Source organism: Aliiroseovarius lamellibrachiae, assembly GCF_018599245.1.
GTDB lineage: Bacteria > Pseudomonadota > Alphaproteobacteria > Rhodobacterales > Rhodobacteraceae > Aliiroseovarius > Aliiroseovarius lamellibrachiae.
This window is the reverse complement of record NZ_JAHEVJ010000007.1, coordinates 31,841-55,683: the sequence shown is the minus strand read 5'-3', so window position 1 is coordinate 55,683 and position 23,843 is coordinate 31,841. Positions and strand designations below refer to the sequence as shown.

At 55.9% G+C, this 23,843-nt stretch carries 25 protein-coding genes and 1 tRNA gene; 14 read left to right on the top strand and 12 right to left on the bottom strand.

What is annotated here, in order from left to right:
* The first annotated feature begins 11 nt into the window (after positions 1–11).
* The 6 genes from paaB to paaZ are packed head-to-tail and all read left to right on the top strand — an operon-like array spanning position 12 to position 5,450.
* Positions 12–296 (top strand): 1,2-phenylacetyl-CoA epoxidase subunit PaaB, encoded by a 285-nt coding sequence (gene paaB, locus KKW20_RS12845; RefSeq protein ID WP_214568306.1) that lies wholly within the window; start codon positions 12–14, stop codon positions 294–296.
* Positions 296–1,057: a 1,2-phenylacetyl-CoA epoxidase subunit PaaC gene (gene paaC, locus KKW20_RS12840; RefSeq protein ID WP_214568305.1), complete on the top strand. Its 762-nt coding sequence runs from the start codon at positions 296–298 to the stop codon at positions 1,055–1,057. Before paaB ends, paaC begins: the two co-directional genes overlap by 1 nt.
* The gene (gene paaD / locus KKW20_RS12835) at positions 1,057–1,530 is read left to right on the top strand and encodes a 1,2-phenylacetyl-CoA epoxidase subunit PaaD (RefSeq protein WP_214568304.1); all 474 of its coding nucleotides are present in this window, start codon (positions 1,057–1,059) and stop codon (positions 1,528–1,530) included. The genes paaC and paaD overlap by 1 nt, the downstream gene beginning before the upstream one ends.
* Before the next feature lie 9 nt (positions 1,531–1,539).
* Positions 1,540–2,604 (top strand): 2Fe-2S iron-sulfur cluster-binding protein, encoded by a 1,065-nt coding sequence (locus tag KKW20_RS12830; protein WP_214568303.1) that lies wholly within the window; start codon positions 1,540–1,542, stop codon positions 2,602–2,604.
* A gap of 23 nt (positions 2,605–2,627) precedes the next feature.
* The gene (locus KKW20_RS12825; RefSeq protein WP_214568302.1) at positions 2,628–3,386 is read left to right on the top strand and encodes a Phenylacetic acid catabolic protein; all 759 of its coding nucleotides are present in this window, start codon (positions 2,628–2,630) and stop codon (positions 3,384–3,386) included.
* A gap of 36 nt (positions 3,387–3,422) precedes the next feature.
* Complete coding sequence (gene paaZ / locus KKW20_RS12820) at positions 3,423–5,450, top strand: phenylacetic acid degradation bifunctional protein PaaZ (RefSeq protein ID WP_214568301.1); 2,028 nt, start codon at positions 3,423–3,425, stop codon at positions 5,448–5,450.
* Between the two features lie 56 nt (positions 5,451–5,506).
* On the opposite strand, the gene KKW20_RS12815 is transcribed toward paaZ, so the two are convergent.
* The gene (locus KKW20_RS12815; RefSeq protein ID WP_214568300.1) at positions 5,507–5,983 is read right to left on the bottom strand and encodes an Lrp/AsnC family transcriptional regulator; all 477 of its coding nucleotides are present in this window, start codon (positions 5,981–5,983) and stop codon (positions 5,507–5,509) included.
* Between the two features lie 130 nt (positions 5,984–6,113).
* On the opposite strand from KKW20_RS12815, the gene doeA reads away from it, so the two are divergent.
* The 3 genes from doeA to KKW20_RS12800 are packed head-to-tail and all read left to right on the top strand — an operon-like array spanning position 6,114 to position 9,691.
* Positions 6,114–7,304 carry an ectoine hydrolase DoeA gene (gene doeA / locus KKW20_RS12810; RefSeq protein WP_214568299.1) on the top strand — a complete coding sequence of 397 codons (1,191 nt, stop codon included), beginning with the start codon at positions 6,114–6,116 and terminating at the stop codon, positions 7,302–7,304.
* Positions 7,304–8,296, top strand: coding sequence for a N(2)-acetyl-L-2,4-diaminobutanoate deacetylase DoeB (gene doeB, locus KKW20_RS12805; protein ID WP_214568298.1), 993 nt, complete (start codon positions 7,304–7,306; stop codon positions 8,294–8,296). Before doeA ends, doeB begins: the two co-directional genes overlap by 1 nt.
* Positions 8,297–8,305: 9 nt before the next feature.
* On the top strand, positions 8,306–9,691 hold the full coding sequence (locus KKW20_RS12800) for an aspartate aminotransferase family protein (RefSeq protein WP_214568297.1): 1,386 nt from the start codon (positions 8,306–8,308) through the stop codon (positions 9,689–9,691).
* A 230-nt stretch (positions 9,692–9,921) separates the two neighbouring features.
* Here the strand turns inward: KKW20_RS12800 and KKW20_RS12795 are convergent.
* The 4 genes from KKW20_RS12795 to KKW20_RS12780 form a co-directional block, all read right to left on the bottom strand.
* Positions 9,922–9,998, bottom strand: a tRNA-Arg gene (locus tag KKW20_RS12795).
* Between the two features lie 92 nt (positions 9,999–10,090).
* A complete protein-coding gene (gene rpsI, locus KKW20_RS12790) occupies positions 10,091–10,579 on the bottom strand; it encodes a 30S ribosomal protein S9 (RefSeq protein ID WP_214568296.1) in 489 nt (162 codons plus the stop codon).
* 2 nt (positions 10,580–10,581) lie between these two features.
* Positions 10,582–11,046, bottom strand: a complete 465-nt coding sequence (gene rplM, locus KKW20_RS12785; RefSeq protein ID WP_214568295.1) for a 50S ribosomal protein L13 — start codon at positions 11,044–11,046, stop codon at positions 10,582–10,584.
* A 202-nt stretch (positions 11,047–11,248) separates the two neighbouring features.
* The gene (locus KKW20_RS12780; protein ID WP_214568294.1) at positions 11,249–12,700 is read right to left on the bottom strand and encodes an aminotransferase-like domain-containing protein; all 1,452 of its coding nucleotides are present in this window, start codon (positions 12,698–12,700) and stop codon (positions 11,249–11,251) included.
* A gap of 94 nt (positions 12,701–12,794) precedes the next feature.
* Between KKW20_RS12780 and KKW20_RS12775 the strand changes: the two genes are divergently transcribed.
* Positions 12,795–13,028: a DUF1127 domain-containing protein gene (locus KKW20_RS12775; protein ID WP_214568293.1), complete on the top strand. Its 234-nt coding sequence runs from the start codon at positions 12,795–12,797 to the stop codon at positions 13,026–13,028.
* A 78-nt stretch (positions 13,029–13,106) separates the two neighbouring features.
* Here the strand turns inward: KKW20_RS12775 and KKW20_RS12770 are convergent, their stop codons facing one another.
* Together KKW20_RS12770 and KKW20_RS12765 are read right to left on the bottom strand one after the other, a co-directional pair.
* Positions 13,107–14,081, bottom strand: coding sequence for an SLAC1 anion channel family protein (locus tag KKW20_RS12770; RefSeq protein ID WP_214568292.1), 975 nt, complete (start codon positions 14,079–14,081; stop codon positions 13,107–13,109).
* Between the two features lie 71 nt (positions 14,082–14,152).
* Complete coding sequence (locus KKW20_RS12765) at positions 14,153–14,578, bottom strand: PaaI family thioesterase (protein WP_214568291.1); 426 nt, start codon at positions 14,576–14,578, stop codon at positions 14,153–14,155.
* A 110-nt stretch (positions 14,579–14,688) separates the two neighbouring features.
* Between KKW20_RS12765 and KKW20_RS12760 the strand changes: the two genes are divergently transcribed.
* Positions 14,689–15,483, top strand: a complete 795-nt coding sequence (locus tag KKW20_RS12760) for an enoyl-CoA hydratase (protein ID WP_214568290.1) — start codon at positions 14,689–14,691, stop codon at positions 15,481–15,483.
* A gap of 47 nt (positions 15,484–15,530) precedes the next feature.
* Here the strand turns inward: KKW20_RS12760 and KKW20_RS12755 are convergent, their stop codons facing one another.
* Both KKW20_RS12755 and KKW20_RS12750 read right to left on the bottom strand, forming a co-directional pair.
* Entirely contained in the window at positions 15,531–16,328 is a 798-nt protein-coding gene (locus KKW20_RS12755) for a class II glutamine amidotransferase (RefSeq protein ID WP_214568289.1), read from the bottom strand.
* A 7-nt stretch (positions 16,329–16,335) separates the two neighbouring features.
* Complete coding sequence (locus tag KKW20_RS12750) at positions 16,336–16,542, bottom strand: DUF6356 family protein (RefSeq protein WP_214568288.1); 207 nt, start codon at positions 16,540–16,542, stop codon at positions 16,336–16,338.
* A gap of 125 nt (positions 16,543–16,667) precedes the next feature.
* Here KKW20_RS12750 and KKW20_RS12745 point away from each other — a divergent pair, with 125 nt between their 5' ends.
* From KKW20_RS12745 to typA, 3 genes are all read left to right on the top strand, one after another.
* On the top strand, positions 16,668–17,126 hold the full coding sequence (locus tag KKW20_RS12745; RefSeq protein WP_214568287.1) for an Lrp/AsnC family transcriptional regulator: 459 nt from the start codon (positions 16,668–16,670) through the stop codon (positions 17,124–17,126).
* Between the two features lie 50 nt (positions 17,127–17,176).
* Complete coding sequence (locus tag KKW20_RS12740; protein ID WP_214568286.1) at positions 17,177–17,506, top strand: SMR family transporter; 330 nt, start codon at positions 17,177–17,179, stop codon at positions 17,504–17,506.
* Positions 17,507–17,578: 72 nt separating this feature from the next.
* Entirely contained in the window at positions 17,579–19,402 is a 1,824-nt protein-coding gene (gene typA, locus KKW20_RS12735; RefSeq protein WP_214568285.1) for a translational GTPase TypA, read from the top strand.
* Positions 19,403–19,483: 81 nt separating this feature from the next.
* On the opposite strand, the gene KKW20_RS12730 is transcribed toward typA, so the two are convergent.
* From KKW20_RS12730 to recA, 3 genes are all read right to left on the bottom strand, one after another.
* Entirely contained in the window at positions 19,484–19,771 is a 288-nt protein-coding gene (locus KKW20_RS12730; protein WP_214568284.1) for a DUF1330 domain-containing protein, read from the bottom strand.
* A 122-nt stretch (positions 19,772–19,893) separates the two neighbouring features.
* Positions 19,894–22,539: an alanine--tRNA ligase gene (alaS, locus tag KKW20_RS12725; RefSeq protein WP_214568283.1), complete on the bottom strand. Its 2,646-nt coding sequence runs from the start codon at positions 22,537–22,539 to the stop codon at positions 19,894–19,896.
* Positions 22,540–22,678: 139 nt separating this feature from the next.
* Positions 22,679–23,752, bottom strand: coding sequence for a recombinase RecA (recA, locus tag KKW20_RS12720; protein WP_214568282.1), 1,074 nt, complete (start codon positions 23,750–23,752; stop codon positions 22,679–22,681).
* Between the last annotated feature and the right edge of the window lie 91 nt (positions 23,753–23,843).

Genomic DNA, 23,843 nt, shown 5'->3' with positions numbered 1-23,843 from the left:
GGAGAGACACCATGTCTAAAGAATGGCCCCTATGGGAAATTTTCATCCGTGGTCAGCACGGCATGAGCCACCGCCACGTCGGCTCACTGCACGCCCCTGACGAAGAAATGGCGATCAAAAACGCCCGCGACGTCTATACCCGCCGCAACGAAGGCGTGTCGATCTGGGTGGTCGAAGCCAAACACATTTCCGCCTCTTCCCCCGAGGAAAAAGGCCCGCTTTACGAGCCATCCAATTCCAAGGTGTACCGCCACCCGACCTTTTTCGACATTCCAGAAGACGTGGGGCACATGTGATGCAGGATCAGGACGCTCTGTTTCAGTTTTTGCTGCGGATGGGCGACAACACCTTGGTGTTGGGCCATCGGGTCAGCGAATGGTGTGGGGTCTCGCCGGTGCTCGAAGAGGACATCGCGCTGGCCAATACGGCCCTTGATATGATTGGACAAACCCAGTTTTGGCTGGGTCTGGCTGGCGAGGTGGAAGGCAAAGGACGCACGGCTGATGACCTCGCATTTCTGCGCGACGTTTGGGATTTTCGCAATGTGCTGCTGGTGGAACTGCCAAACGGTGACTTTGGCCAAACCCTGATGCGCCAGTTTCTGTTTGATGCCTGGGCCTCGATCATGTTGGGGCATTTGATGACCTCCACCGACAAGCGTGTGGCAGATATCGCCGAAAAAGCGTCAAAAGAAGTGGCCTATCACGTTGAGCGTTCAGCAGGCACAGTTGTTGGGCTGGGCGACGGCACGCCAGAAAGTCACGCCAAAATGCAAGCCGCACTGGACCTGCTTTACCCCTATGTGGGGGAGCTTTTTGAAAGCGACGATGTGGACGCGGCAATGGTTTCCGCCGGTATTGCGCCCGATCCCGCCAGCTTGCGCGACGCCTATGATGCGCTGATCGAACGGGTGCTTACGGAGGCCACGCTGACCGTTCCCGCGTCGAAATTCACCCATAAAGGGGGGCGCACCGGCTATATGCACACCGAACATCTGGGCCATATGCTGACCCAAATGCAGTGGCTGCAACGGGCCTATCCCGGAGCAACCTGGTAATGACGACCCCGTCAACGGACACCATTTGGGGCTGGCTTGATCAAGTCCCCGACCCGGAAATCCCCGTGATTTCATTGGTCGATTTGGGCATTATTCGGGATGTGGAATGGGTGAAAACTGATGCTGGTGACGCGCTTAAGATCACCGTCACCCCAACCTATTCCGGCTGTCCTGCGACGCGCATTATCAACCAAGACATCGAAACCGCGTTGCGCGAGCGTGGGATCAAAAGGCTGTCGTTGCACCAACAGCTTTCACCGGCCTGGACCACCGATTGGCTCAGCGAAAAAGGGGCCGCAAAGCTTGAGAAGTTTGGCATTGCCCCCCCCTCGCCCAAAGGTCAGCCAGACCGCTGCCCCAATTGCGGCGGGCATGATCTGGAAAAGACCAGCCAGTTTGGCTCCACCCCCTGCAAGGCGCTTTGGCGATGCAAAAGCTGTCTTGAACCCTTTGATTATTTCAAGTGCATCTAGGAGAGACCGATGGCGCGCTTTCACGCTCTGACTGTGACCGATATTCAAAAAACCATCCGCGATGCGGTGGTTGTGACGTTAAAACCCGATGATCCCGCGGCGTTTGATTTTGTCCAAGGGCAATATCTGACCTTTCGGCGCGACTTTGACGGGCAGGAATTGCGCCGGTCTTATTCGATCTGCGCGGGCAAAGATGACGGCGTTTTACAGGTCGGTATCAAACGCGTGGATGGTGGGGCGTTCTCCACCTGGGCCAATGAAAACCTGACCACGGGCGATGTGATCGAAGCGATGCCACCGATGGGCAATTTCTTCACCCCCATCGACCAGACCGCCGCCAAATCCTATCTCGGCTTTGCGGGCGGATCGGGCATCACACCCGTCTTGTCGATCATCAAAACCACCTTGGCGCGCGAGCCCAATTCAGACTTCACGCTGGTCTACGCCAATAAATCCGTGAACACGATCATGTTCCGAGAAGAGCTTGAAGACCTGAAAAACACCTATATGGGCCGCTTTACGGTGATCCATATTCTGGAAAGCGACGCGCAGGAAATTGACCTTTTCACCGGTTTGGTGACAGAAGAAAAATGCGCGCTGCTGTTTCAGCAATGGATCGATATCGCCTCGATAGACACCGCGTTTATCTGCGGACCAGAGCCGATGATGCTGGGCATTGCCAAGGCGCTGCGCGATCACGGGCTTGACGACGCGCAGATCAAGTTTGAGCTGTTTGCCTCGGCCCAACCGGGGCGGGCCGCCAAGAAAGCCACCTCAAAAACCAAAGCCTCTGGTGCTGGCACCGAGGCGGTGATCACCATCGACGGCTCGAGCCGAACCATCAAAATGGACGCGGACACCTCGATCCTTGACGCGGCCCTCGCCAATCAATTGGACGCGCCATACGCCTGTAAGGCCGGGGTCTGTTCAACCTGCCGCTGCAAGGTGATCGAAGGCGAGGTCGATATGGCCACAAACCACGCACTTGAGGATTACGAGGTCGACAAAGGCTATGTGCTGTCCTGTCAGGCCTTTGCAAAATCTGACAAGGTTGTCGTGGATTACGACCAATAAACAACACGTTAGGGAGAAATGTCATGAGCGAGATGAGCATCACCGACTATTTGGCCCAAGGTGGCCAGCTGACAAATCCAAGCAATGTCCCGGCACGTTACCGCGCCGAACTGATGCGCCTGATGGCCACATTTGTTGACAGCGAACTGGCTGGTGCCGCCGGGTTTGCCGACATCATCAACCAAGGCCCCGGCATCAAAGAACGTATTGCGGCGGCAAAAATTGTGCTTGAAAAGACCGACAGCGCCGACAAGGTGTTGCAGATCATGGGCGCGTTTGGCGCTGATACCAAGCGCTATGCCAATCACCACCCGTGGACGGATCGCTTGGCGCGGGATGCGGACATTGGCGCCACACGCACCCAATCTGACATGCGCCTTTCAGTGTTCAATTACCCGCTGGAAAGCTGGCAAGACGCCGTGGTGATGAACCTTTTGATGGGGCTTGCCGTTGGCGTGCAGCTGAAAGAATTTTCGCGCGTCTCTTACACCCCGCTGGCCGAAGCCTTTCGCGCCATTGCCCCCGTTGAGGCCCGCCATACAGAGCTGGCCGCCGAAGGCATCCAACACCTGATCAAACAAGGCGCAGACCGCGCGGCCCTCAACGCCTCTGTCGCCTATTGGTGGCCGCGTGTGGCGGCCAGTTTTGGGTTGGATCACTCCACCCGCGCCAGTCAACTTGCGGCTTTTGGCCTGCGCCATTCCACCAATGCAGAGCTGCGCGAAGATTGGACAAATACCGCCTCAGCTCAGCTTGAAACCCTCGGGCTGACTGCCCATTAATGCCTGCCCCTGACCTACGCCCATAAGGAGTGTCCGATGAGTGTTATGAAAATCTCCAGCTTTGCCGCTGGCAGTTGGGTCGCGCCCGGCGCAAACGCCCGCCCCATCGCATCAGCCATCACCGGCCTGAAAATCGCCGAAGCTGGCGGCGCCGAGATTGATATGCAGGCGATGTTGGACCATGGCCGCAATGTGGGCGGGCCGAACCTGCGCAAAATGGGGTTCCATGATCGTGCCAAGATGCTCAAGGCACTTGCCACGCATTTGGGCGCCAACAAGCAAGCCCTTTATGATCTGAGCTTTGACACAGGGGCCACCCAATCGGACCATATGATCGACATTGATGGCGGCGTGGGTACGATGTTTGTCTTTGCCTCAAAAGGCCGTCGTGAAATGCCGGATGGTGACATTTATATCGACGGCGACATTGAACAGCTCTCGCGCAATGGAACATTCTTAGGCATGCATATTGCCACGCCATTACAAGGGGTTGCAGTTCATATCAACGCCTTCAACTTTCCTGTTTGGGGCATGTTGGAAAAGCTCGCACCAACCCTTTTGGCGGGTGTCCCCGCCATCGTGAAACCCGCAACGGCAAGCTGTTATGTGACAGAGGCCGCCGTTCGGGTCATGCTCGACAGTGGGATCTTGCCCGAAGGGGCGCTGCAGCTTATTTCGGGCGGCACCGGCGATCTTCTGGACCGGTTGGGATCACAGGATGTGGTCAGCTTTACAGGCTCCGCCGCCACCGCCAGCCTGCTGCGCTCCAATCCGAACATCCTGAAAAACTCGGTCCGTTTTGTGGCGGAACAAGACAGTTTAAACGCGTCGATTTTGGGGCCGGACATCACAAAAGACAGCGCGGAATTTGATCTGTTCATCAAGGAAATCCACCGCGAAATGACCACCAAAGCGGGGCAAAAATGTACCGCCATTCGCCGGATCATTGCGCCAGACGCGCAGGTTGAGAATGTGATTTCCGCCCTGTCGGCGAAGCTGGATCAAACGGTGATAGGCGACCCGCGTGACAAAGCCACACGAATGGGCGCCTTGGTGTCCGTTGCGCAAAAACAGGACGTGTTGGAAAAAGCTGCAATGATCGGAAGCGAGTGTCGCCGCGTTTACGGTGACCCTGATCAGACGGGCCTGTCTGGGGATCTGTCTGAAGGGGCCTTTGTGGCCCCGATGTTGTTTTGTTGCGATGCGCCGGACAGCGCGACGATTGTGCATGAGACCGAAGCCTTTGGCCCTGTCTCCACCATCATGGGCTACCGCGACATTCCACACGCCATCGCGCTTGCCAATAAGGGCAACGGGTCGCTTGTGGCCTCGGTCATCACCGCGTCAGGGGATGTGGCGCGCGAGATGGCCTTGGGTGCGGGGGCCTTTCACGGACGGCTTTATTTCAACAATGCGACGTCAATGAAAGAAAGCACCGGCCACGGCAGCCCCCTGCCCCATATGGTGCATGGCGGCCCCGGTCGCGCAGGCGGCGGCGAGGAAATGGGTGGCGTGCGTGGTGTTTTGCATTACATGCAGCGCACCGCGATCCAAGGCAGCCCGGACATTCTGACCGCCATTGGCAACCGCTGGGTGCCGGGATCCACCGAGATCAAAGCCCCTGCGCATCCGTTCACCCGCACGTTTGGCGAGCTGTCGATTGGTGAGACATTACACACCGCGCCGCGCACCGTGACGCTGGATGATATTGAAACCTTTGCCAATTTCACGGGCGATACGTTTTACGCCCATATGGATGATGCCGCGGCCAAGCGAAACCCGTTTTTTCCGGGGCGTGTGGCGCATGGTTATCTGCTCCTCAGCTTTGCGGCCGGACTGTTTGTGGAACCCAACGAAGGGCCGGTTCTGGCCAATACCGGGCTTGATCATCTGCGCTTTATGAAACCGGTTGAGGCGGGCGATGCGATCAATGTGCGCCTGACGGTGAAAGCCAAAACCCGTCGCACAGAGGAATATGGCGAGGTCCGTTGGCATGTGACCTTAACCAACCAAGATGCTGAATTGGTTGCGGAATATGAACTTTTGACCATGAACGCGTATTAATCTTATGCGGTCATTTGGGGCGGTGAACCGTTCATCGCCCCTGCTCTGACATACCCTCAATCCCATGGTGGGACATAAAACGAGGCCTTGATCCGGTCCATGACCACGGTGGTTTTGAACCCTTTGATGTCTGGGTTATCGTATAGAAAATGTCGCGTGAACTCTTCGTATTCAGCCATATCTTTGGCCGCGATGATCAGGATGAAATCCGTGTCTCCGGTCACATAAAATGCGCTCATGACGATGGCTTCATTTCGCACTGATTTCTTGAAGTGATCAATGATATCGGACCGTTCCCGTTCCAATTGAACCGAAATAATCAAGGTCAGCGGGCGCCCCACCGCGGCATTTGAAACGACCGCAATATCGCTTTCGATGATTTTATCTGCGCGCAGCCTGTTTAGGCGCCGTTGCGCCGATGTTGGTGACAGCCCTGCTTTTTCAGACAGTTGAACAGAGGTAAGTTGATTGTTCAACTGAATCTCATGAAGGATTTTTCGGTCTATTTTATCCAACGCGCGCGGATTGCCCATCTTTGCCTCATATTTGCATTATTCCTGCATACACTGACAGTATTCACATCAAATAACCAGCCGCGCTTGGTAGGATATTCCTAGGCGTACGCGCGCGTTTTCCACCCTGACCCTCGAAAGAAATACGCATATGACACCAAACCAGTCCCCAAATCTGTCATTTTCCACCGCTGAATATGAAGCCAGGATCGCAAAGACCCGTGCCGCAATGCAGGCCAAAGAAATTGACGTTTTGATTGTCACAGATCCCGCAAATATGGCGTGGTTGACGGGGTATGAGGGCTGGTCGTTTTACGTGCATCAAGCGGTGATCTTGGGACCAGACGGCCCCCCCATCTGGTGGGGGCGTGCCATGGATGCATTAGGGGCAAAGCGCACGGTGTTTATGGGGCATGACCATATTCACGGCTATGACGACAGCTATGTTCAAAACCCCGAGAAACACCCGATGGAGGATCTGTCCATGCTGCTTGCCCAGCATGGCTGGCACAGCAAAAACATCGGATTAGAACTCGACAATTACTATTTTACCGCCGCCGCCTATTTGTCCTTGGTTGAAACGCTCCCCTTGGCGCGGGTTATCAACGCAAATGGGCTGGTGAATTGGCAACGATCCGTGAAATCCGAAACCGAAATCACCTATCTGCGCCGTGCCGCGAAAATCGTTGAAAAGATGCATAAAACGATCCGCGAACGCGCAGAGCCGGGGGTGCGAAAAAACGATTTGGTGGCGGATATCTATCACGCTGGCATCACTGGGGCCGATGGGCATTGGGGCGATTACCCGTCAATTGTGCCGCTGGCCCCCTCTGGTGCCGACGCCACTGCGCCACATTTAACCTGGGATGACAGCCCGTTGGAAAAGGGCGAGGCAACGTTTTTTGAGATTGCAGGGGTGCATCGACGCTATCACGCCCCCCAGTCGCGCACTTTGTTTCTGGGCGAACCGCCCGCGAAATACCGCAAAGCTGAAAACGCTGTTCTGGAGGCCGTCAGCGCCGGCATGGCACAGGCCAAACCCGGCAACTTCTGCGAAGATATCGCCAACGCATTTAACGCCACCTTGAACCGCTTGGGGTTTGAGAAAGACAGCCGCGCGGGCTATTCTATCGGGCTCTCGTATCCGCCCGATTGGGGCGAGCGCACCTTCTCGTTGCGCAAAGGGGACCGGACGGTTCTGGAACCCGGCATGGTCTTTCATTTCATGCCCGCGCTGTGGTTGGATGATGGCGGGATCGAAATCACCGAACCTGTGTTAATCACCAAAACCGGCGCCGAGAACCTGTGCAACACGCCCGCAGAATTGGCGGTGAAACTGTGATGCGGCCCTCGCCCATTTCATGTTCGGTGGATCTAGAGGCGGATGGCGTACAGCACGGTCATCTACAGCTCCCCCACTCGCGCGATGACAGTGCATGGGGGGCCATTATGATCCCAATCACTGTGGCAAAAAATGGTGACGGACCAACGGTTCTGGTGACCGGGGCCAATCATGGCGACGAATACGAAGGCCCCTTGGCCTTGGTTGAATTTGCCAATCAGGTGTGCGCCAAGGACCTGTCCGGCCGGGTGATCATCGTACCGTTTATGAACATGCCCGCCTTCGCGTCTGGCACCCGCACATCACCGATCGACAAGGGCAATATGAACCGCGCCTTTCCAGGGCGACCTGACGGCACGGTGACAGAGAAGATTGCTGATTATTTTCAACGACATCTGCTTCCCTTGGCGGATCTGGTTCTTGATTTTCACTCGGGTGGTGGCACGCTCGATTTCCTGCCGTTTGCCGCCTCGCATATCCTTGAAGACAAAGATCAAGAGGCGCGGTGCCGGGCCGCGCGCGATGCGTTCAACGCCCCGTTTTCGCTCGATATGGTCGAGATTGACAGCATGGGCATGTATGATGATGCGGCCGAACGGATGGGCAAAACCTTTGTGACGACCGAACTCGGCGGTGGGGCGACAACCACGCCTGAAACAGTTGCAATTGCCCGCAAAGGCTTGCGCAATGTCCTGATCCACGCGGGGGTATTATCTGGGGTGCCCGACCACGCCCCCAGCCGCATGTTGACGCAAAATGATCCGGGGTGTTTTCACTTTTCTCCCGCGGACGGCATGATCGAATATCGGCATGGCTTGGGGGCCGATGTGGCCAAAGGCGATCTGATTGCGCGGATCTGGAACACCCAACACACCGGCCACCCCGCCATCGACATTCACGCCAAAACCCACGGAGTTTTGGTCACTCGCCATGCCAAGGGCTTGATCCAACATGGTGATTGCCTAGCGGTTTTGGCCCAAATCGACCTATAGGAAACACTTATGCTCACCAATGACACGCTGACCAATGACACTTTGGCACAATGGGACCGCGATACGTTTTTTCATCCTTCAACCCATTTGGCGCAACATGCCCGCGGCGAGACGCCGACGCGGGTCATAACCTCCGGCGAGGGTGTACATATCACCGACAGGGATGGGCGCAGGATGCTCGATGCCTTTGCCGGGCTTTACTGTGTGAATGTGGGCTATGGGCGGTCGGAAATAGCGGATGCCATCGCAAAACAGGCGCATGAGCTGGCCTATTACCATTCCTATGTCGGCCATGGCACCGAGGCATCAATCACGCTTGCCAGAATGATCCTTGATCGCGCACCGGCCAATATGTCCAAGGTCTATTTTGGCCAAAGCGGGTCGGATGCCAACGAGACCAACATAAAATTGGTCTGGTATTACAACAACATCCTCGGACGTCCTGAGAAGAAAAAGATTATCTCGCGCTGGCGCGGCTATCACGGGTCGGGGTTAATGACGGGGTCATTGACGGGGCTTGAGCTGTTTCACAACAAATTCGATCTTCCGCTGAGCCAGGTCATACATACCGAAGCGCCGTATTATTTGCGCCGTCGTGATCCAGACCTGACCGAAGAAGCGTTCTCCGCCGATTGCGCCGCAAAGCTTGAGGCCATGATCCTTGCCGAAGGCCCCGACACCATCGCAGCCTTTATCGGTGAACCTGTCCTTGGAACTGGCGGTATTGTGCCCCCACCCGCAGGGTATTGGCCCGCCATTCAGGCGGTGCTGAAGAAATATGACATCCTGTTAATCGTCGACGAGGTGGTCACGGGATTCGGTCGCCTGGGCAGCATGATGGGATCAACACACTACGGCTTAGAGGCAGATTTGATCACGATTGCCAAGGGCTTAACCTCTGCCTACGCGCCTCTCTCCGGATCTATCGTATCCAAGAAAATGTGGGATGTTTTGGAACGGGGCACTGACGAGAACGGCCCTATTGGGCATGGGTGGACCTATTCCGCCCACCCCATCGGTGCAGCCGCGGGGGTCGCCAATTTGCAGTTGATCGACGCGCTGGGCCTTGTGGAAAATGCCGGAAACATGGGGGCCTATCTACGGTCTGAACTGGCCACCGCACTGGAGGATCACCCCCATGTTGCTGAGGTTCGCGGCGAAGGGTTGATGTGTGCTGTTGAATTCGCGCACACCACGTCGCCAATAGCGTTTTTTGACCCCGCCCGCAAAGTCGGCCCAGCGATTTCCGCGGCCATGGCCAAACGCGATGTGATCGCGCGCGCCATGCCCCAAGGCGACATTATTGGCTTTGCCCCGCCGCTGTGCATTACTAAGGGCGACGTGGATCAAGTGGTTTCAGTTGCGGTTGACGCCGTAAAAGAGGTGCTGGGGTAACCCTCATCCGGGACGCGCTTACGGAAAGGGCATTGGGAAAGGAACATCGCGGTTCCGGCCTCTTTGCCCTTTGTGCGTTTTTGGGGCGCGGCCCACGCGGTGTCACATTGTTTTGCCGCAATGACGCAAATTTCACTGACGCAAATCGCACCGACGAAAATAGCACTGACGAAAATCGCGCCAACGAAAATCTCACTGACGAAAACGGTCACTTAGACCTGAGAGGGGAATGGTGCACCCGACACGATTCGAACGTGTGGCCTCTGCCTTCGGAGGGCAGCGCTCTATCCAGCTGAGCTACGGGTGCTTGTGGGCTGATATATGGCATCCCAGCCCCCCCCGCAATATGAAAAGGGCCACCAAATGGCAGCCCTTTTACAAATTCTTTGAAAGCGTAAATTAGCGCTTCGAGAACTGGAACGAACGACGCGCTTTGCGCTTACCGTATTTCTTACGTTCTACAACACGGCTGTCGCGTGTCAGGAAGCCAGCGGCTTTCAACGCAGCGCGCAGTGAGGGTTCATAAAGCTGCAGAGCTTTCGACACACCGTGACGCACAGCACCAGCTTGGCCCGACAGACCGCCGCCTTTAACGGTGGCATAGACGTCGAATTCGCCAACAACACCGGCAACCTCAAACGGCTGACGCAGGATCATTTGCAAAACGGGGCGTGCAAAATAGACGTTCACATCACGGCCGTTTACGACAACTTTGCCGGAACCAGGCTTGATCCAAACGCGTGCAACAGCGTCTTTACGTTTACCGGTGGCATAGGCACGACCCAGTTCGTCACGGACCGGCTCACGAGGAGCGGCAACCTCAACAACAACATCGGTACCTTCAACAACGGCGTTCAGCTCTTCGAGCGATTTGACTTCTTCAGACATGCTCAGCCCTCACGCGTGTTTTTCGGGTTCATGGATTTGACATCCAGCACTTCGGGGCTTTGCGCCTCGTGTCCGTGCTCGGTGCCAGCGTATACGCGCAGGTTGGTCATCTGCTGACGGCTCAGTTTGCCGCCTGGCAGCATGCGCTGTACAGCTTTGGTCAACAGACGCTCAGGGTATTTGCCCTCAAGGATCTGACCGGCTGTACGCGACTTGATGCCGCCCGGGTAACCGGTGTGCCAGTAGTGCACTTTGTCGGTGCGCTTCTTGCCGGTCATTTGTACTTTGTCCGCGTTGATCACGATGACATTGTCACCCATGTCCATGTGCGGTGTGAATGTGGCTTTATGTTTGCCACGAAGACGCATTGCGATGATCGATGCAAGACGGCCAAGAACAACGCCTTCGGCGTCGATGATGATCCATTTTTTTTCGATATCTGCAGGCGTTGCAGAGAAGGTTTTCATTTGTTCAGCCCTGATTGGGTTTCGGATGGGCTGTTTCTAGTGATATTTGGCGTCTGGTCAAGCACAGTTATTCACATTTAAACCTATGTTTTCAATGACTTGCAAATATGGTATTATTTTACCCCACTCCTCACCGCGGTTTTCCCCCAATTCACACGGATGTTTAAAGGCCCCGGATAAGAATCCACACCCAATCACACAGCTAGGCGCTGATGCTTTCGGGGGGATTGTCCAGCATTTCGCCAATCTCCACCAAAACAGCCCGAAAGCGGTCAAGCGACATCTGCCCATTCACAGATAAGCGCACCGCATGCACCGATGGGCCCTCGCGCGGGCTGAAATCTTCGCCGGGGCGCACCCGAATACCGCGTGCCTCGGCCGCCTGCACAAAAGCAGAGGCGCGCCAACCGGACGGCAGATGCAGCCATAGAAACGGGACATCATGGCTCCAACCAAGGTCAAACCGCCCAAGAACATTCACGGCGACCTCAACATAATCGCGCACCATTTGGCGCATATTGGCGATCACCTGTGGCATGTCTGGATGGGCCAACACCTGATAGACGATCTCGGCCATCGGCATCGACACACCGTAATAATTGACATCCACCACGCGGCGCAGTTTTTTTGACCAGCCTTTGGGCGTGATCACATAGCCGGCCCGCAACGCAGGGGACACGGTTTTTGACAGGGATGAGATGTACCAGGATTGCTCTGGCAACAGCCGCCGATAGGTCGGCCCATGCGGCACCCCAACGCGGTAACAATCATCCTGCACCAGATGTAAACCGATGCGCCGGGCCACCGCTGCGATCTGCTCGCGCCGCGCATTGCTGGTGACGGTACAGGTCGGGTTATGCGCCTCGGGCATGGTGAACAACAGACGCGCATTTTCAGCCCGCGCAATACGTTCAAGCGCGTCGGGGTCGATGCCATCTTGGTCCATCGGAACCGCCACAACGCGCCCGCCGAGCAATTCCACCGCCCGGCGCAGACCGGGATAAGAATGCTGCTCAACCAGAACCGTGCCCGCCCCCAAAGACAGCAACGTCTGCATCGCCAGCATAATACCGTTTTGGCCACCATTGGTCATGACAATGCAAGTCGGATCAATCGCCGCCCGCTCTTCGGCGCGCATTTCGCTGTGAATGATTTGCCGCAACGGGGCCTGAACACTGAAATGCGGATAGTTCAGCAAGCTCAGATCCGGCAAGGTGCTGGCCGCCATCATCGCCTCGCGAATGATGCTCACTTGCCCGACATCCGGCAAACGCGGGGCATAGAGGAACGCACCGCCGCGTTCCTTCTCAACTTTTTGCAACAATGCAGCGGTTTGCCCCATGGGAAGATGTTTCATGGGGGTCACAGATTGCACCCGTGCTGCTCGTTCCGCAGCTGGGCGCACAAAGGTACCACGGCCCACTTCTGTGGCCACCCACCCCTCGCTCGACAGGATTGTATAGGCGCGCGCCACGGTGCCCGGCGTAATTTTCAACGCCCACGCCAGATCGCGCACGGGCGGCAGCTTGGCCCGCTCTGGAACATCCCCGTGAGAGATGGCCTGGGTCAGCCCCTCCACAAGTTGTTTATACTTCGGCCCCTGTCCGCCCAAAAAACGGTCTGCCAGGTTTGGGTCTGAAAATATTGTATCCATAACAATGTTCCAATTGTGTAAAGCGCGACTCGTTTGTATCAATTCACTATTGGCACACCCGTCACTTTGTATCAATACAATACTGGAGATCACGATGGATCACAACACGACTTACCGGCAAGACCGGATCGCCTTTCTCAATGCGCACGCCTCGATTCCGGCTGTGGCAGAATTTGCGGTATTTGTGGCTGTGACCCTCACCCAATGGTCGGAACGACGCAAAATGCGCGCGGCACTGCGACATCTACCGGACCATATTTTGAAGGATATTGGCGTCATCAAAGCGAAGGCTGAAACAGAAGCGGAAAAACCGTTCTGGCGGCACTGACACCAACACGTCACCCCTTCCTGGGCCGGGGGAAACCCCGGCCATTTTTTTGCTTAAACGTTTAGAATAAACCCATAATCACTCGGGCTGACAAACCTCACCACGCAAAATGGCCTGAAATGTCCGCACAATCAGCCCCGCAATCACCAAGGTCAAAACCCCAAGCACAATCACCGCAATGGTTTGATGCTCGCGTGAACCGTCCAATTGCGAAAAGCGGAATGAGGCAATCGCCAGAGCCGCCAAGGGGAAACTCAGCGCCCACCAACTCAGTGCAAAGGGCAATTTCACCAGCCGAGGCACCTGTGCCAACACAAGGGCCGCAAAAATATAGCCCGCATTCATTAGAACACGCGCAAAGCCATCCACCTCGCCGGTCATGCCCACATAAGCGATAAACGCCACCGTAGGCGGGGCAATCAGGATCATCATCGTGGGAAACAAACGCGCCACAATGGGGTCGTGAAAGATCAAACGGTTCATAACCAAGGTCAGCAGGATGATCCAAAAGAGGATCCCGCCTGAGAAAAACAGCCATGAAATCTCAATGTACCCAATGCGCGCACCTAAAACCGGTACAATCACATTGCCCACCGCCGGAATGAACCAAGCGGGGGTCAAATGCCCCACTTCAAACGAGCGGTGCGAGATCCACCCGGTGACCACAGCGATGGTCAACACCCCCTGCCCGACCACGCCGACCAGCCAGATCCACTCAGCCAATTCCGGCGCATGGGCATAGGTCGCGGTGGCCAAAAGCAATAGCGACACGGTGATGGTCGGGAAAAACGCCAATTTCACCGGGTGATGCCATTCCTGCGCAACCATACCCGGATAGCGCAGGCATTTTGCCAGATAAAACAGCGATACAATCGCCATGACACTGGCCGAAATCAGCCAAAGCAACGACGAGGCCGCCGCCATCCAGGCAAACGCCGGCGCGCCCGCATGAAGCGCAAGCGTCATGCCCATCAGCCCCATGACAATGGCAAAGAATGTCACCGGAAAATGCGCGAGTTTGGAAAATTCCTGCTCTGTGGCCTGCTCGGACATAATGCCCCCCTTTTGGTCATAATCCCTTTCCCTTCAGACCTGCCCGGCTGCGCTTGGCGGGTCAAGGGCGTTCAGCCTCGTTCCGGCGGAATGGAATAGGTCAAACTGGCGCGGGCCACAGGCGCGTCATCCCCTTCGGAATGGATCAACACGTCACCCACCGCCAAAACGCGGCCCAATTTGTGCAATTTAGCATGTGCAATCAGATCGGCATTGGCGCGGGGCTTTCGCATGAAATCAATCGAGCAATTGGTTGTCACAGCCAGCGCCTTGGGGCCAATCATCGCCAAAATCGCAAGGTAGATCGAGACATCGGCGAGGGCAAACATCGTCGGCCCCGACACCGTGCCGCCGGGGCGCAAATGCTTGTCGCCAATCCGCGTGCGAACGGTGATTTCCATCGGGGCGACATCCGCCACTTCGAAATCCGGCGCGACCTGCGGAAACTCACCTTCCATGAAGCTCTGCAACGCCTCACGCGACATTTTCAACTGCATATCCCTCGCTCCCCCTGTCTCACAGCTTGTCACGCTGCGTTCTTTTTCATTCCTGTTTGGCAAATGCGCCAATGGCCCTATCGTGACCGGCAAACCACCCGGAGGACAAGATGGCAGACCCGATTCTGATCCGCGAAGACGCTGCGTCAATTGCGAAACTGACCCTGAACAACCCCAAGGCGTTGAATGCGCTGTCGGATGAGATGTTGGATACACTTCATGCGGAGCTAAACAAAATCGCCGCTGATCCAACCATTCGGGCGGTGATCCTGTCGGGCGCCGGCAAGGTGTTTTGCGCAGGGCACGACCTGAAAGAAATGACCGCCGCGCGCCAATCAGAGGATGGCGGCAAGGCCTATTTCAAAGATTTGTTCACACGCTGCGGCAACCTGATGACGGCCATCACGCGGATGCCGCAACCGGTGATCGCCCAAGCCCACGGCATCGCCACCGCGGCGGGCTGTCAGCTGGTGGCCTCTTGCGATATGGCCGTCGCGGCCGAGGGCACGCGGTTTGGCGTGAACGGCGTGAACATCGGTCTTTTCTGCTCTACCCCGATGGTGGCGCTGACCCGCAATATCCCGCGCAAACTGGCGTTTGAAATGCTCACCACAGGGGAATTTATTTCAGCCACGCGCGCCGCAGAACTGGGGTTGGTCAACCACGTCGTCCCACATGATGATCTTGACGCAACCAGCATGGCGCTTGCCACGAAAGTTGCCTCAAAACTGGGGGCCGCTGTGAAAATCGGCAAATCCGCCTTTTACGATCAGGCCACAATGGGCCTTGAAGACGCCTATGCTTTTACCGGTGAGGTGATGGTGGAAAATATGATGTACCGCGACACCGCCGAGGGCATTTCGGCGTTTATTGAAAAGCGCAGCCCCGACTGGGACCAATCTTAAAGCCCTTTGCGAAACCGGGGCCAGCGCAATGTCTGGCCCCATAGACGCTATGCCACCAAGTCACTCTCGTGTGCGATATTCAGGGCCGTAAGGGTGATGCGATCCCCGTCGAAACACGCAATGTAACCGGCGGGCAATTCGGTCCAGTCGCCCTCATTTGTCTCTAACGGTTCGCTGACCACCGCCCAGCCCTGTCGACTGTTTGACCAGCGATAATACACAGAGGGCGTGATGTGATCAGATGAGGCCCGCGCCGCCCAGAGTTTTTGCCCGTCAGAAAAGGCGACGGACATGCGCAAATGCGGCCCCTCGCCAGTGTCTTTGGACATTTTTGTCAGGCGATGCACCGCGCGCGCCAAGCCACCGATAGGGTCGTCAGCCAACCCTTCGGCCAGCGCCAAAAGGAACAAAACCTCGCTGTCTGTCGCCCCTTTTCGGTGGGAATACAGCGCATCCGGGATCGCCATGTCAGCTTGTTTGCGAAAGGTTTCAAACCCACCAAATTGCCCATTGTGCATAAAGCTCCAATTGTCATGCACAAAAGGGTGGCAATTGTTGCGACTGATCGCGGACCCGGTTGAGGCGCGCACATGGGCCAGAAAAACCCCGGCGCGCACCTGTTCACAAATCGACCGCAGGTTTGGATCGGACCACGCGGGATAGACATCGCGGTATTGCCCCGGATTAGGGCGGTCTTGATACCACGCCAGGCCAAACCCATCGCCATTGGTTGCGGTTTTACACTCGGTCGCATGCTGGCTTTGCGCAATCAACGAATGGCCCGGCAAGGTTACAACATCTTCAAGAAAAATCGGCGCACCGACATAGGCCACCCAACGACACATAAATCCCCTAAGCCCCACGATTGTGGGTTTTTGCGTACAACCGCGCGATGATCCGGCTTCCTGTTGTCTCACACGCGCCGGGAATGATTGCATGAATAAGCGCAGCACCGGCCGCCACAAAGAGCCAAAATGAAAAACCGGCCGCAAATTTTGCATGTTCAAAATAGGTTTCATCGACAGAGTTCGGGTGGTCAAAGAGAAGTTTGTTGATCATTTGCTTATCCTGTTCATCTTTTGTCGCATCACTTTGTTCATGAGATACGAAAACGACGAAGAAATCCTCCCATTCTCAACAGAAACGGCATGGATCTTGTGACAATTTCACGCTAGACTAAAGGTATGGTGGAAATTGATACAATAGATCGTAAGATCCTTGGCGAATTGCAGCGTGACGCGGATCTGAGTTTGGAAGAACTTGGCAGCCGCGTGAACCTGTCGCGCAACGCCTGTTGGCGGCGCATTCGCAACCTGCAAGACAGCGGTGTGATCCGGAAAAAGGTTGCCCTGCTTGATCCGGTAAAACTGGGATTGCGCCTGTCGGTGTTTATTCAGGTGCGCACCGCCCATCACGCGCCAGATTGGTTGGACCGGTTTGCCAGCGCCACGCGGCAGATCCCCGAAATCCTTGGGGCCTATCGGATGACCGGCGATCTGGATTACCTGATCCATGCAAGGGTTGAAGATATGGCTGATTATGATCGGCTTTATCAGCGGCTCATTTCCTTTGTCGATCTCAGCGATGTGTCCGCCAGTTTTGTGATGGAAGAGTTAAAGGAAACCACAGAGGTTCCTTTGTAACGCCCTTCCCCCCCAATATCCCCCAATTATTCCCCAAGCCGGAGCGATCCATGCCCTATCTCGTCCTGATCTTCGCCGTGATTGCCGAAACCATCGGCACCTCTGCCCTTCAGGCCAGCCAACAGTTCACCCGCTTCTGGCCATCCGTCACGGTGGTCATCGCCTACGGCATCAGCTTTGCGCTTTTGGCTTGGGTGTTGAAATTCATGCCCGTTGGGATCGCTTATGCGCTGTGGTCGGGCCTTGGTATTGTGATGATTGCCGCGATTGGATACGCGTTTTTTGGGCAAAAACTTGACCTTGCCGCCGTGCTTGGATTGGCGCTGATTGTGGCTGGGATCGCCGTGATCAACCTCTTTTCCGCCTCATCCACCCATTAGGCACGATTAAAGCTGGCATTTGCGCCCAAGGCACGGTATGCGCGCGGCAACTTCTTTTAAAAGGCGCGCAATATGGACCTTCGCAATATCGCGATTATCGCTCACGTTGACCACGGAAAAACCACACTGGTCGACGAGCTTCTGAAACAATCCGGTGCTTTCCGGGAAAACCAGGCCGTGGCAGAACGCGCCATGGACAGCAACGACCTGGAACGCGAACGCGGGATCACCATCTTCGCCAAGCCGACCTCGGTTGAATGGAAAGACACGCGGATCAACATCGTTGACACCCCCGGCCACGCTGACTTTGGCGGCGAAGTGGAACGGATCCTGTCGATGGTGGATGGTGTTGTTTTGCTGGTGGACGCGGCTGAAGGCCCCATGCCACAAACGAAATTCGTGACATCAAAAGCCCTGGCCCTTGGCCTGCGCCCGATTGTTGTTCTGAACAAAGTGGACAAGCCCGACGCCGAACCAGATCGCGCACTGGACGAGTGTTTTGATTTGTTTGCATCCCTTGGTGCCGACGAAGATCAGCTGGATTTCCCACATATGTATGCCTCTGGCCGCAACGGTTGGGCAGACGCAGAGCTGGACGGCCCACGCAAAGATTTGCACGCGCTGTTCAACCTGATCGTGAACCACGTTCCAAAGCCAAAGCAGATCAACCACCAAGACGAAGACTTCTCGATGCTGGCCACCACATTGGGCTCTGACCCTTTTGTGGGTCGCCTGTTGACAGGTCGCGTTGAAACGGGCCGCATCAAAGTGGGTGCCTCGGTTCAAGCCATCTCGCGCATCGGTCAAAAAATCGAAAACTTCCGCGTCACCCGCATCCAAGCCTTCCGTGGCCTTGCCCAGCAAGACATCGAAGAAGCCGTGGCGGGCGACATTGTGTCCCTTGCCGGCATGACCAAAGCGACCGTGGCCGACACGATTTGTGCGCTGGCCGTGGAAACACCGCTGAAAGCACAGCCGATCGATCCGCCCACCATCACCGTGACCTTCGGCATCAACGACAGCCCATTGGCTGGTCGTGACGGCAAAAAGGTTCAGTCGCGCGTGATCCGTGACCGCCTGATGAAAGAAGCGGAAAGCAACGTGGCGATCAAAATCTCAGACACCCCTGGTGGGGACGCGTTTGAGGTGGCCGGTCGTGGCGAACTTCAGATGGGTGTTTTGATTGAAAACATGCGTCGCGAAGGCTTTGAATTGTCGATCTCTCGCCCACAGGTTCTGATGCGCGAAGAAGACGGCCAAACCCTTGAGCCCGTTGAAGAAGTCACCATTGACGTGGATGACGAATACTCCGGCGCCGTGATCGAGAAAATCACCGGTGTGCGCAAAGGTGAAATGACCGAGATGAAGCCCGCTGGTGCAGGCAAAACCCGGATCATCGCTCATGTGCCCTCGCGTGGTCTGATCGGGTATCACGGTGAGTTTCTCACCGACACCCGCGGGACCGGCGTTCTGAACCGTGTGTTCCACGGCTGGACCCCGCATAAAGGCACCATTCCGGGCCGTCGCGCCGGTGTTCTGATTTCCATAGAAAACGGTCAATCCGTGGCCTTTGCCCTGTGGAACCTCGAAGATCGTGGCCGCATGTTCATTGGCGCACAGGTTGACGTGTACCAAGGCATGATCATTGGGGAACACAGCCGTGAAAACGATCTGGAAGTGAACCCGCTGAAAGGCAAAAAGCTGACCAACGTGCGCGCCTCTGGCACGGACGAAGCGGTGCGCCTGACAACGCCCATCACGATGAGCTTGGAAGAAGCGATTGCTTACATCGACAATGACGAGCTGGTGGAAGTGACCCCCAACTCGATCCGTCTGCGCAAACGCTATCTGGATCCGCATGAACGCAAGCGCAACGCGCGCGGTCTTCAGCAATAAGCGGTTGATATAAAACGAAAAGGGCCTCCTCTCGGGGGCCCTTTTTTGTTGCGTTGTCTGATATTTTTCTGCGTGAGCTACCTATTCGTCGGTCTCAACAATCAGCAATTCACGCTCTGATGCATCGCGTGCGTGGCTTAACGCCTCTTGATATTCAGGACTGTGGTAACAGGCCTCTGCGTCTTCTACGCTGGCAAATTTCGCCACCACATTGCGCGGGCGATCTTTGCCCTCAAGCTGCACATACCGCCCGGCGCGGGCGATAAACTTGCCCCCATGCTTGGCAATCGCCGGCCCCGCCAATTTGGCATAGCGGCCATAAGCCTCTTCGTCGGTCACGGTCACATGGGCAATCCAAAGCGCTGGCATCGGCTGTCTCTCCTTGTTGGGTTCTGCACATAAAAAGGGCGCGTTAGCCTTTGACTATACGCGCCCAATTTCAATTTGCGAGAGGGAATTGACCAATTGGTCAGATACCAGATGAGGACAGATCAGCCCGCGATCACAGCCTCGGCTGCCGCAATGGCACCGGCGGCGTTTTCCGCAGAAGCCCCGCCGCCTTGGGCAAGCTCTGGACGACCACCGCCCCCCTTGCCGCCCAATTCCGGCACTGCTGCTTTCACCAAATCAACAGCCGAAAGCCTGTCCGTGAGATCAGAGGTCACGCCCGCAGACACAGCAACCTTGCCGTCATTGTCCGCGATCACCAAAACAGCGCCAGATCCAAGCGTGTCTTTGTGCTCATTGACCAAAGATTGCAAATCTTTGCCACCAACACCTTGAACAACCACCGCCAAGAACTTGATACCATTCAGTTCTTTAACCTCAGCGCCCACACCCGAGGCTTTCGCAAGCTCACGTTTCAACGCCGAAATCTCATTGTTCAAGGCTTTGCGCTCGTCCATCAGACCTTTGATCCGGCCCACAACCTCGTCTGGTTTGGCCTTCAACATGCCCTGTAATTCAGACGCACGGCCGGTTTCCTCTTCGATAAAGGCAAAGGCAGCTTTGCCGGTCAGCGCCTCAATCCGGCGCACGCCAGAGGCACTTGCCCCTTCTGAGAGGATCACACACACACCGATTTCGCCGGTCCGATCCACATGGGTACCGCCGCAAAGTTCGATCGAATAGGTCGCCCCATTGGTGCCTTTGCCCGTGGCCGCATGGCCCATCGAGACAACCCGCACTTCGTCGCCGTACTTCTCGCCAAACAACGCCTGCGCACCAATATCGCGCGCATCATCCGGCGTCATAATCCGTGTTTCCACCTTGGTGTTTTGGCGGATATAGGTGTTCACTTCGCGCGCCACATTGGACAATTGCTGCGGGGTCATCGCCTTATTGTGGCTGAAATCAAACCGCAAACGATCATCCGCATTCAGCGACCCGCGCTGCGCCACATGTTCGCCCAGCTCACCACGCAACGCCTCGTGCAACAGGTGCGTGGCGGAGTGATTGGCGCGGATCGAGCCGCGGCGCAAATGATCCACCGCCAACTCTGCCCCTTGGGTGGTCAACAGTTCACCATCTTCCACAGTTGCGAAGTGAATAAACACATCCGCCACTTTTTTGGTGTCCGTCACCCGAGCGGACCCAGTGTCGGTGCGGATCAACCCCGCGTCCCCCACCTGACCACCGCTTTCGGCGTAAAATGGCGTTTGGTTCACGACGATCTGAACCTCATCCCCCGCTTTTGCAGCTTGAATTTGCGCGCCGGATTGCACCAACGCAAGGATCTGCCCTTCGGCATGTTCGGTGTCATAGCCCAGGAATTCGGTCACACCATGCTCTTCCGCGAGGTCAAACCAAATGGTTGCATCCGCCGCTTCACCCGATCCAGACCAGGCCGCACGGGCACGGGCTTTTTGCTCTTCCATCGCCGCGTCAAACCCATCGGTGTCCACCGACCGGCCCTTTTCACGCAACGCATCCTGCGTCAGATCCAGCGGAAAACCGTAGGTGTCATACAGCTTGAACGCGGTTTCTCCGGGCAGGTTCGCGCCCTCTTCCAAGCCCGAAACCTCGTCATCCAACAGCTTCAAACCGCGATCCAAAGTCGCCTTAAACCGGGTTTCTTCATTCAGCAACGTCTCTTCGATCATCACCTGCGCGCGGCCAAGCTCTGGATAGGCTTGTCCCATTTGCGCCACCAATTCAGGCACCAAACGATGCATAACCGGGTCTTTTGCCCCAAGCAAATGCGCATGACGCATCGCACGGCGCATGATCCGGCGTAGCACATATCCGCGCCCTTCGTTGGACGGCATCACGCCATCGGCCATCAGAAACGAGGTCGAGCGCAAGTGATCCGCGATCACCCGGTGGTGCACGTTTTTGTCACCATAAGGATCCACATGCGTGGCATGGGCAGACGCCTCGATCAGCGCCTTAAACAGGTCGGTGTCATAGTTGTCATGGCTGCCTTGTAACAGCGCGCCAATCCGCTCAAGCCCCATGCCCGTGTCAATCGACTGCATGTCGAGCGGCACCATGGATCCATCCGCGAATTGTTCATTTTGCATGAACACCACATTCCAAATCTCAATAAACCGATCGCCATCCTCATCCGCGCTGCCGGGAGGGCCGCCCCAGATGTGATCGCCGTGGTCATAAAAAATCTCGGTACACGGCCCACATGGCCCCGTTGGCCCCATCTGCCAAAAGTTATCTGCGGTGTCGATGCGGATAATCCGGCTTTCCGGCACCCCAACTTTCTTCCAGATTTCAAAGGCTTCGTCGTCGGTGTGATAGACCGTGGTCAACAAACGCTCGGGGTTGATCCCGAATTCCTTGGTGATCAGGTTCCAGGCAAAAGGGATCGCCTCGGGTTTGAAATAATCCCCAAAGCTAAAGTTTCCGAGCATTTCGAAGAATGTGTGGTGGCGCGCTGTATAGCCGACGTTGTCCAAATCATTATGCTTGCCGCCGGCGCGCACACATTTCTGTGACGTGGTGGCGCGCACATAATCGCGCGTTTCCAACCCGGTAAACAGGTTCTTAAACTGCACCATGCCCGAGTTCACAAACATCAGGGTTGGGTCATTGCGCGGCACAAGGGGGGAACTGTCCACCACCTCATGGCCTTGCGTTGCAAAATAGTCGAGAAAGGTCGAGCGAATATCGTTCAGGCTGGCCATATTTTCTTGCCTCTTATCAGCGTTCGCAGTGGTTTACCGCCCCACGCCGCGCCTGTCCACCACGCGCTTGGTCAAAAACAAAGGCCGGGAAATAATCCCGGCCTTCCGTCAGTTAACATGTGTTGGCAAGATCAGGCGATTACGCCTCAACCAAACCATCATCTTCATCGCGCGCCCCCGGCGGCATATCAAATTCCAAACCATGCGCCGCACGAATTTTATCTTCGATATCAAGGGCGGTTTTCGTGTGTTCCCGCAGATAATTTTTGGCGTTTTCACGACCTTGACCGATACGTTCATCGCCATAGCTAAACCAAGAGCCGGACTTTTCAACCACACCTGCTTTCACGCCGAGATCCAGCAATTCACCCATTTTCGAGATGCCTTCGCCGTACATGATATCAAACTCAACTTGTTTAAACGGCGGAGCGACTTTGTTTTTAACCACTTTCACACGGGTGGCGTTGCCCACCACTTCGTCGCGGTCCTTAATTTGGCCGATGCGGCGAATATCCAGACGCACAGAGCTGTAAAACTTCAGCGCATTGCCGCCGGTTGTCGTCTCAGGGCTGCCGAACATCACGCCGATTTTCATCCGGATCTGGTTGATGAAAATCACCATACAGTTGGAACGCGCGATGGAAGAGGTCAGCTTACGCATGGCTTGGCTCATCAAACGGGCTTGGACGCCAACGCTGGCATCCCCCATATCGCCTTCAAGCTCCGATTTTGGCGTCAAAGCAGCAACCGAGTCGACGACGACCATGCTCACAGCACCAGAACGAACCAACGTGTCCACAATTTCAAGCGCTTGCTCACCGGTGTCCGGCTGGCTGATCAAAAGCTCGTCCAGATCAACGCCAAGTTTTTTCGCATAAAGCGGATCCAGCGCATGTTCAGCATCAACAAAGGCACAAACGCCGCCTTTTTTCTGCTCTTCCGCAACACAGTGCAGCGTCAAGGTGGTTTTGCCCGAGCTTTCTGGTCCGTAGATCTCAATAATGCGCCCTTTGGGCAGGCCGCCAATTCCAAGGGCAATATCCAAACCAAGAGAACCGGTTGAGGTGGATTCAATTTCTGCAACCGGGTTATCCCCCCCCAGTTTCATAATTGAGCCTTTGCCAAATTGGCGTTCGATCTGCGCAAGAGCACTGTCCAACGCCTTTTGTTTATCACTATCGCGTTTCATGTCAAAAATATCCGCAGTCGCCATTGTTTCTTCCCTTATTTCACACCCGGCTTCCATCGGCAACTCGACCATTATGTTCACGGGATGTTCTAAGTATGTATACGAGACAAAAAGA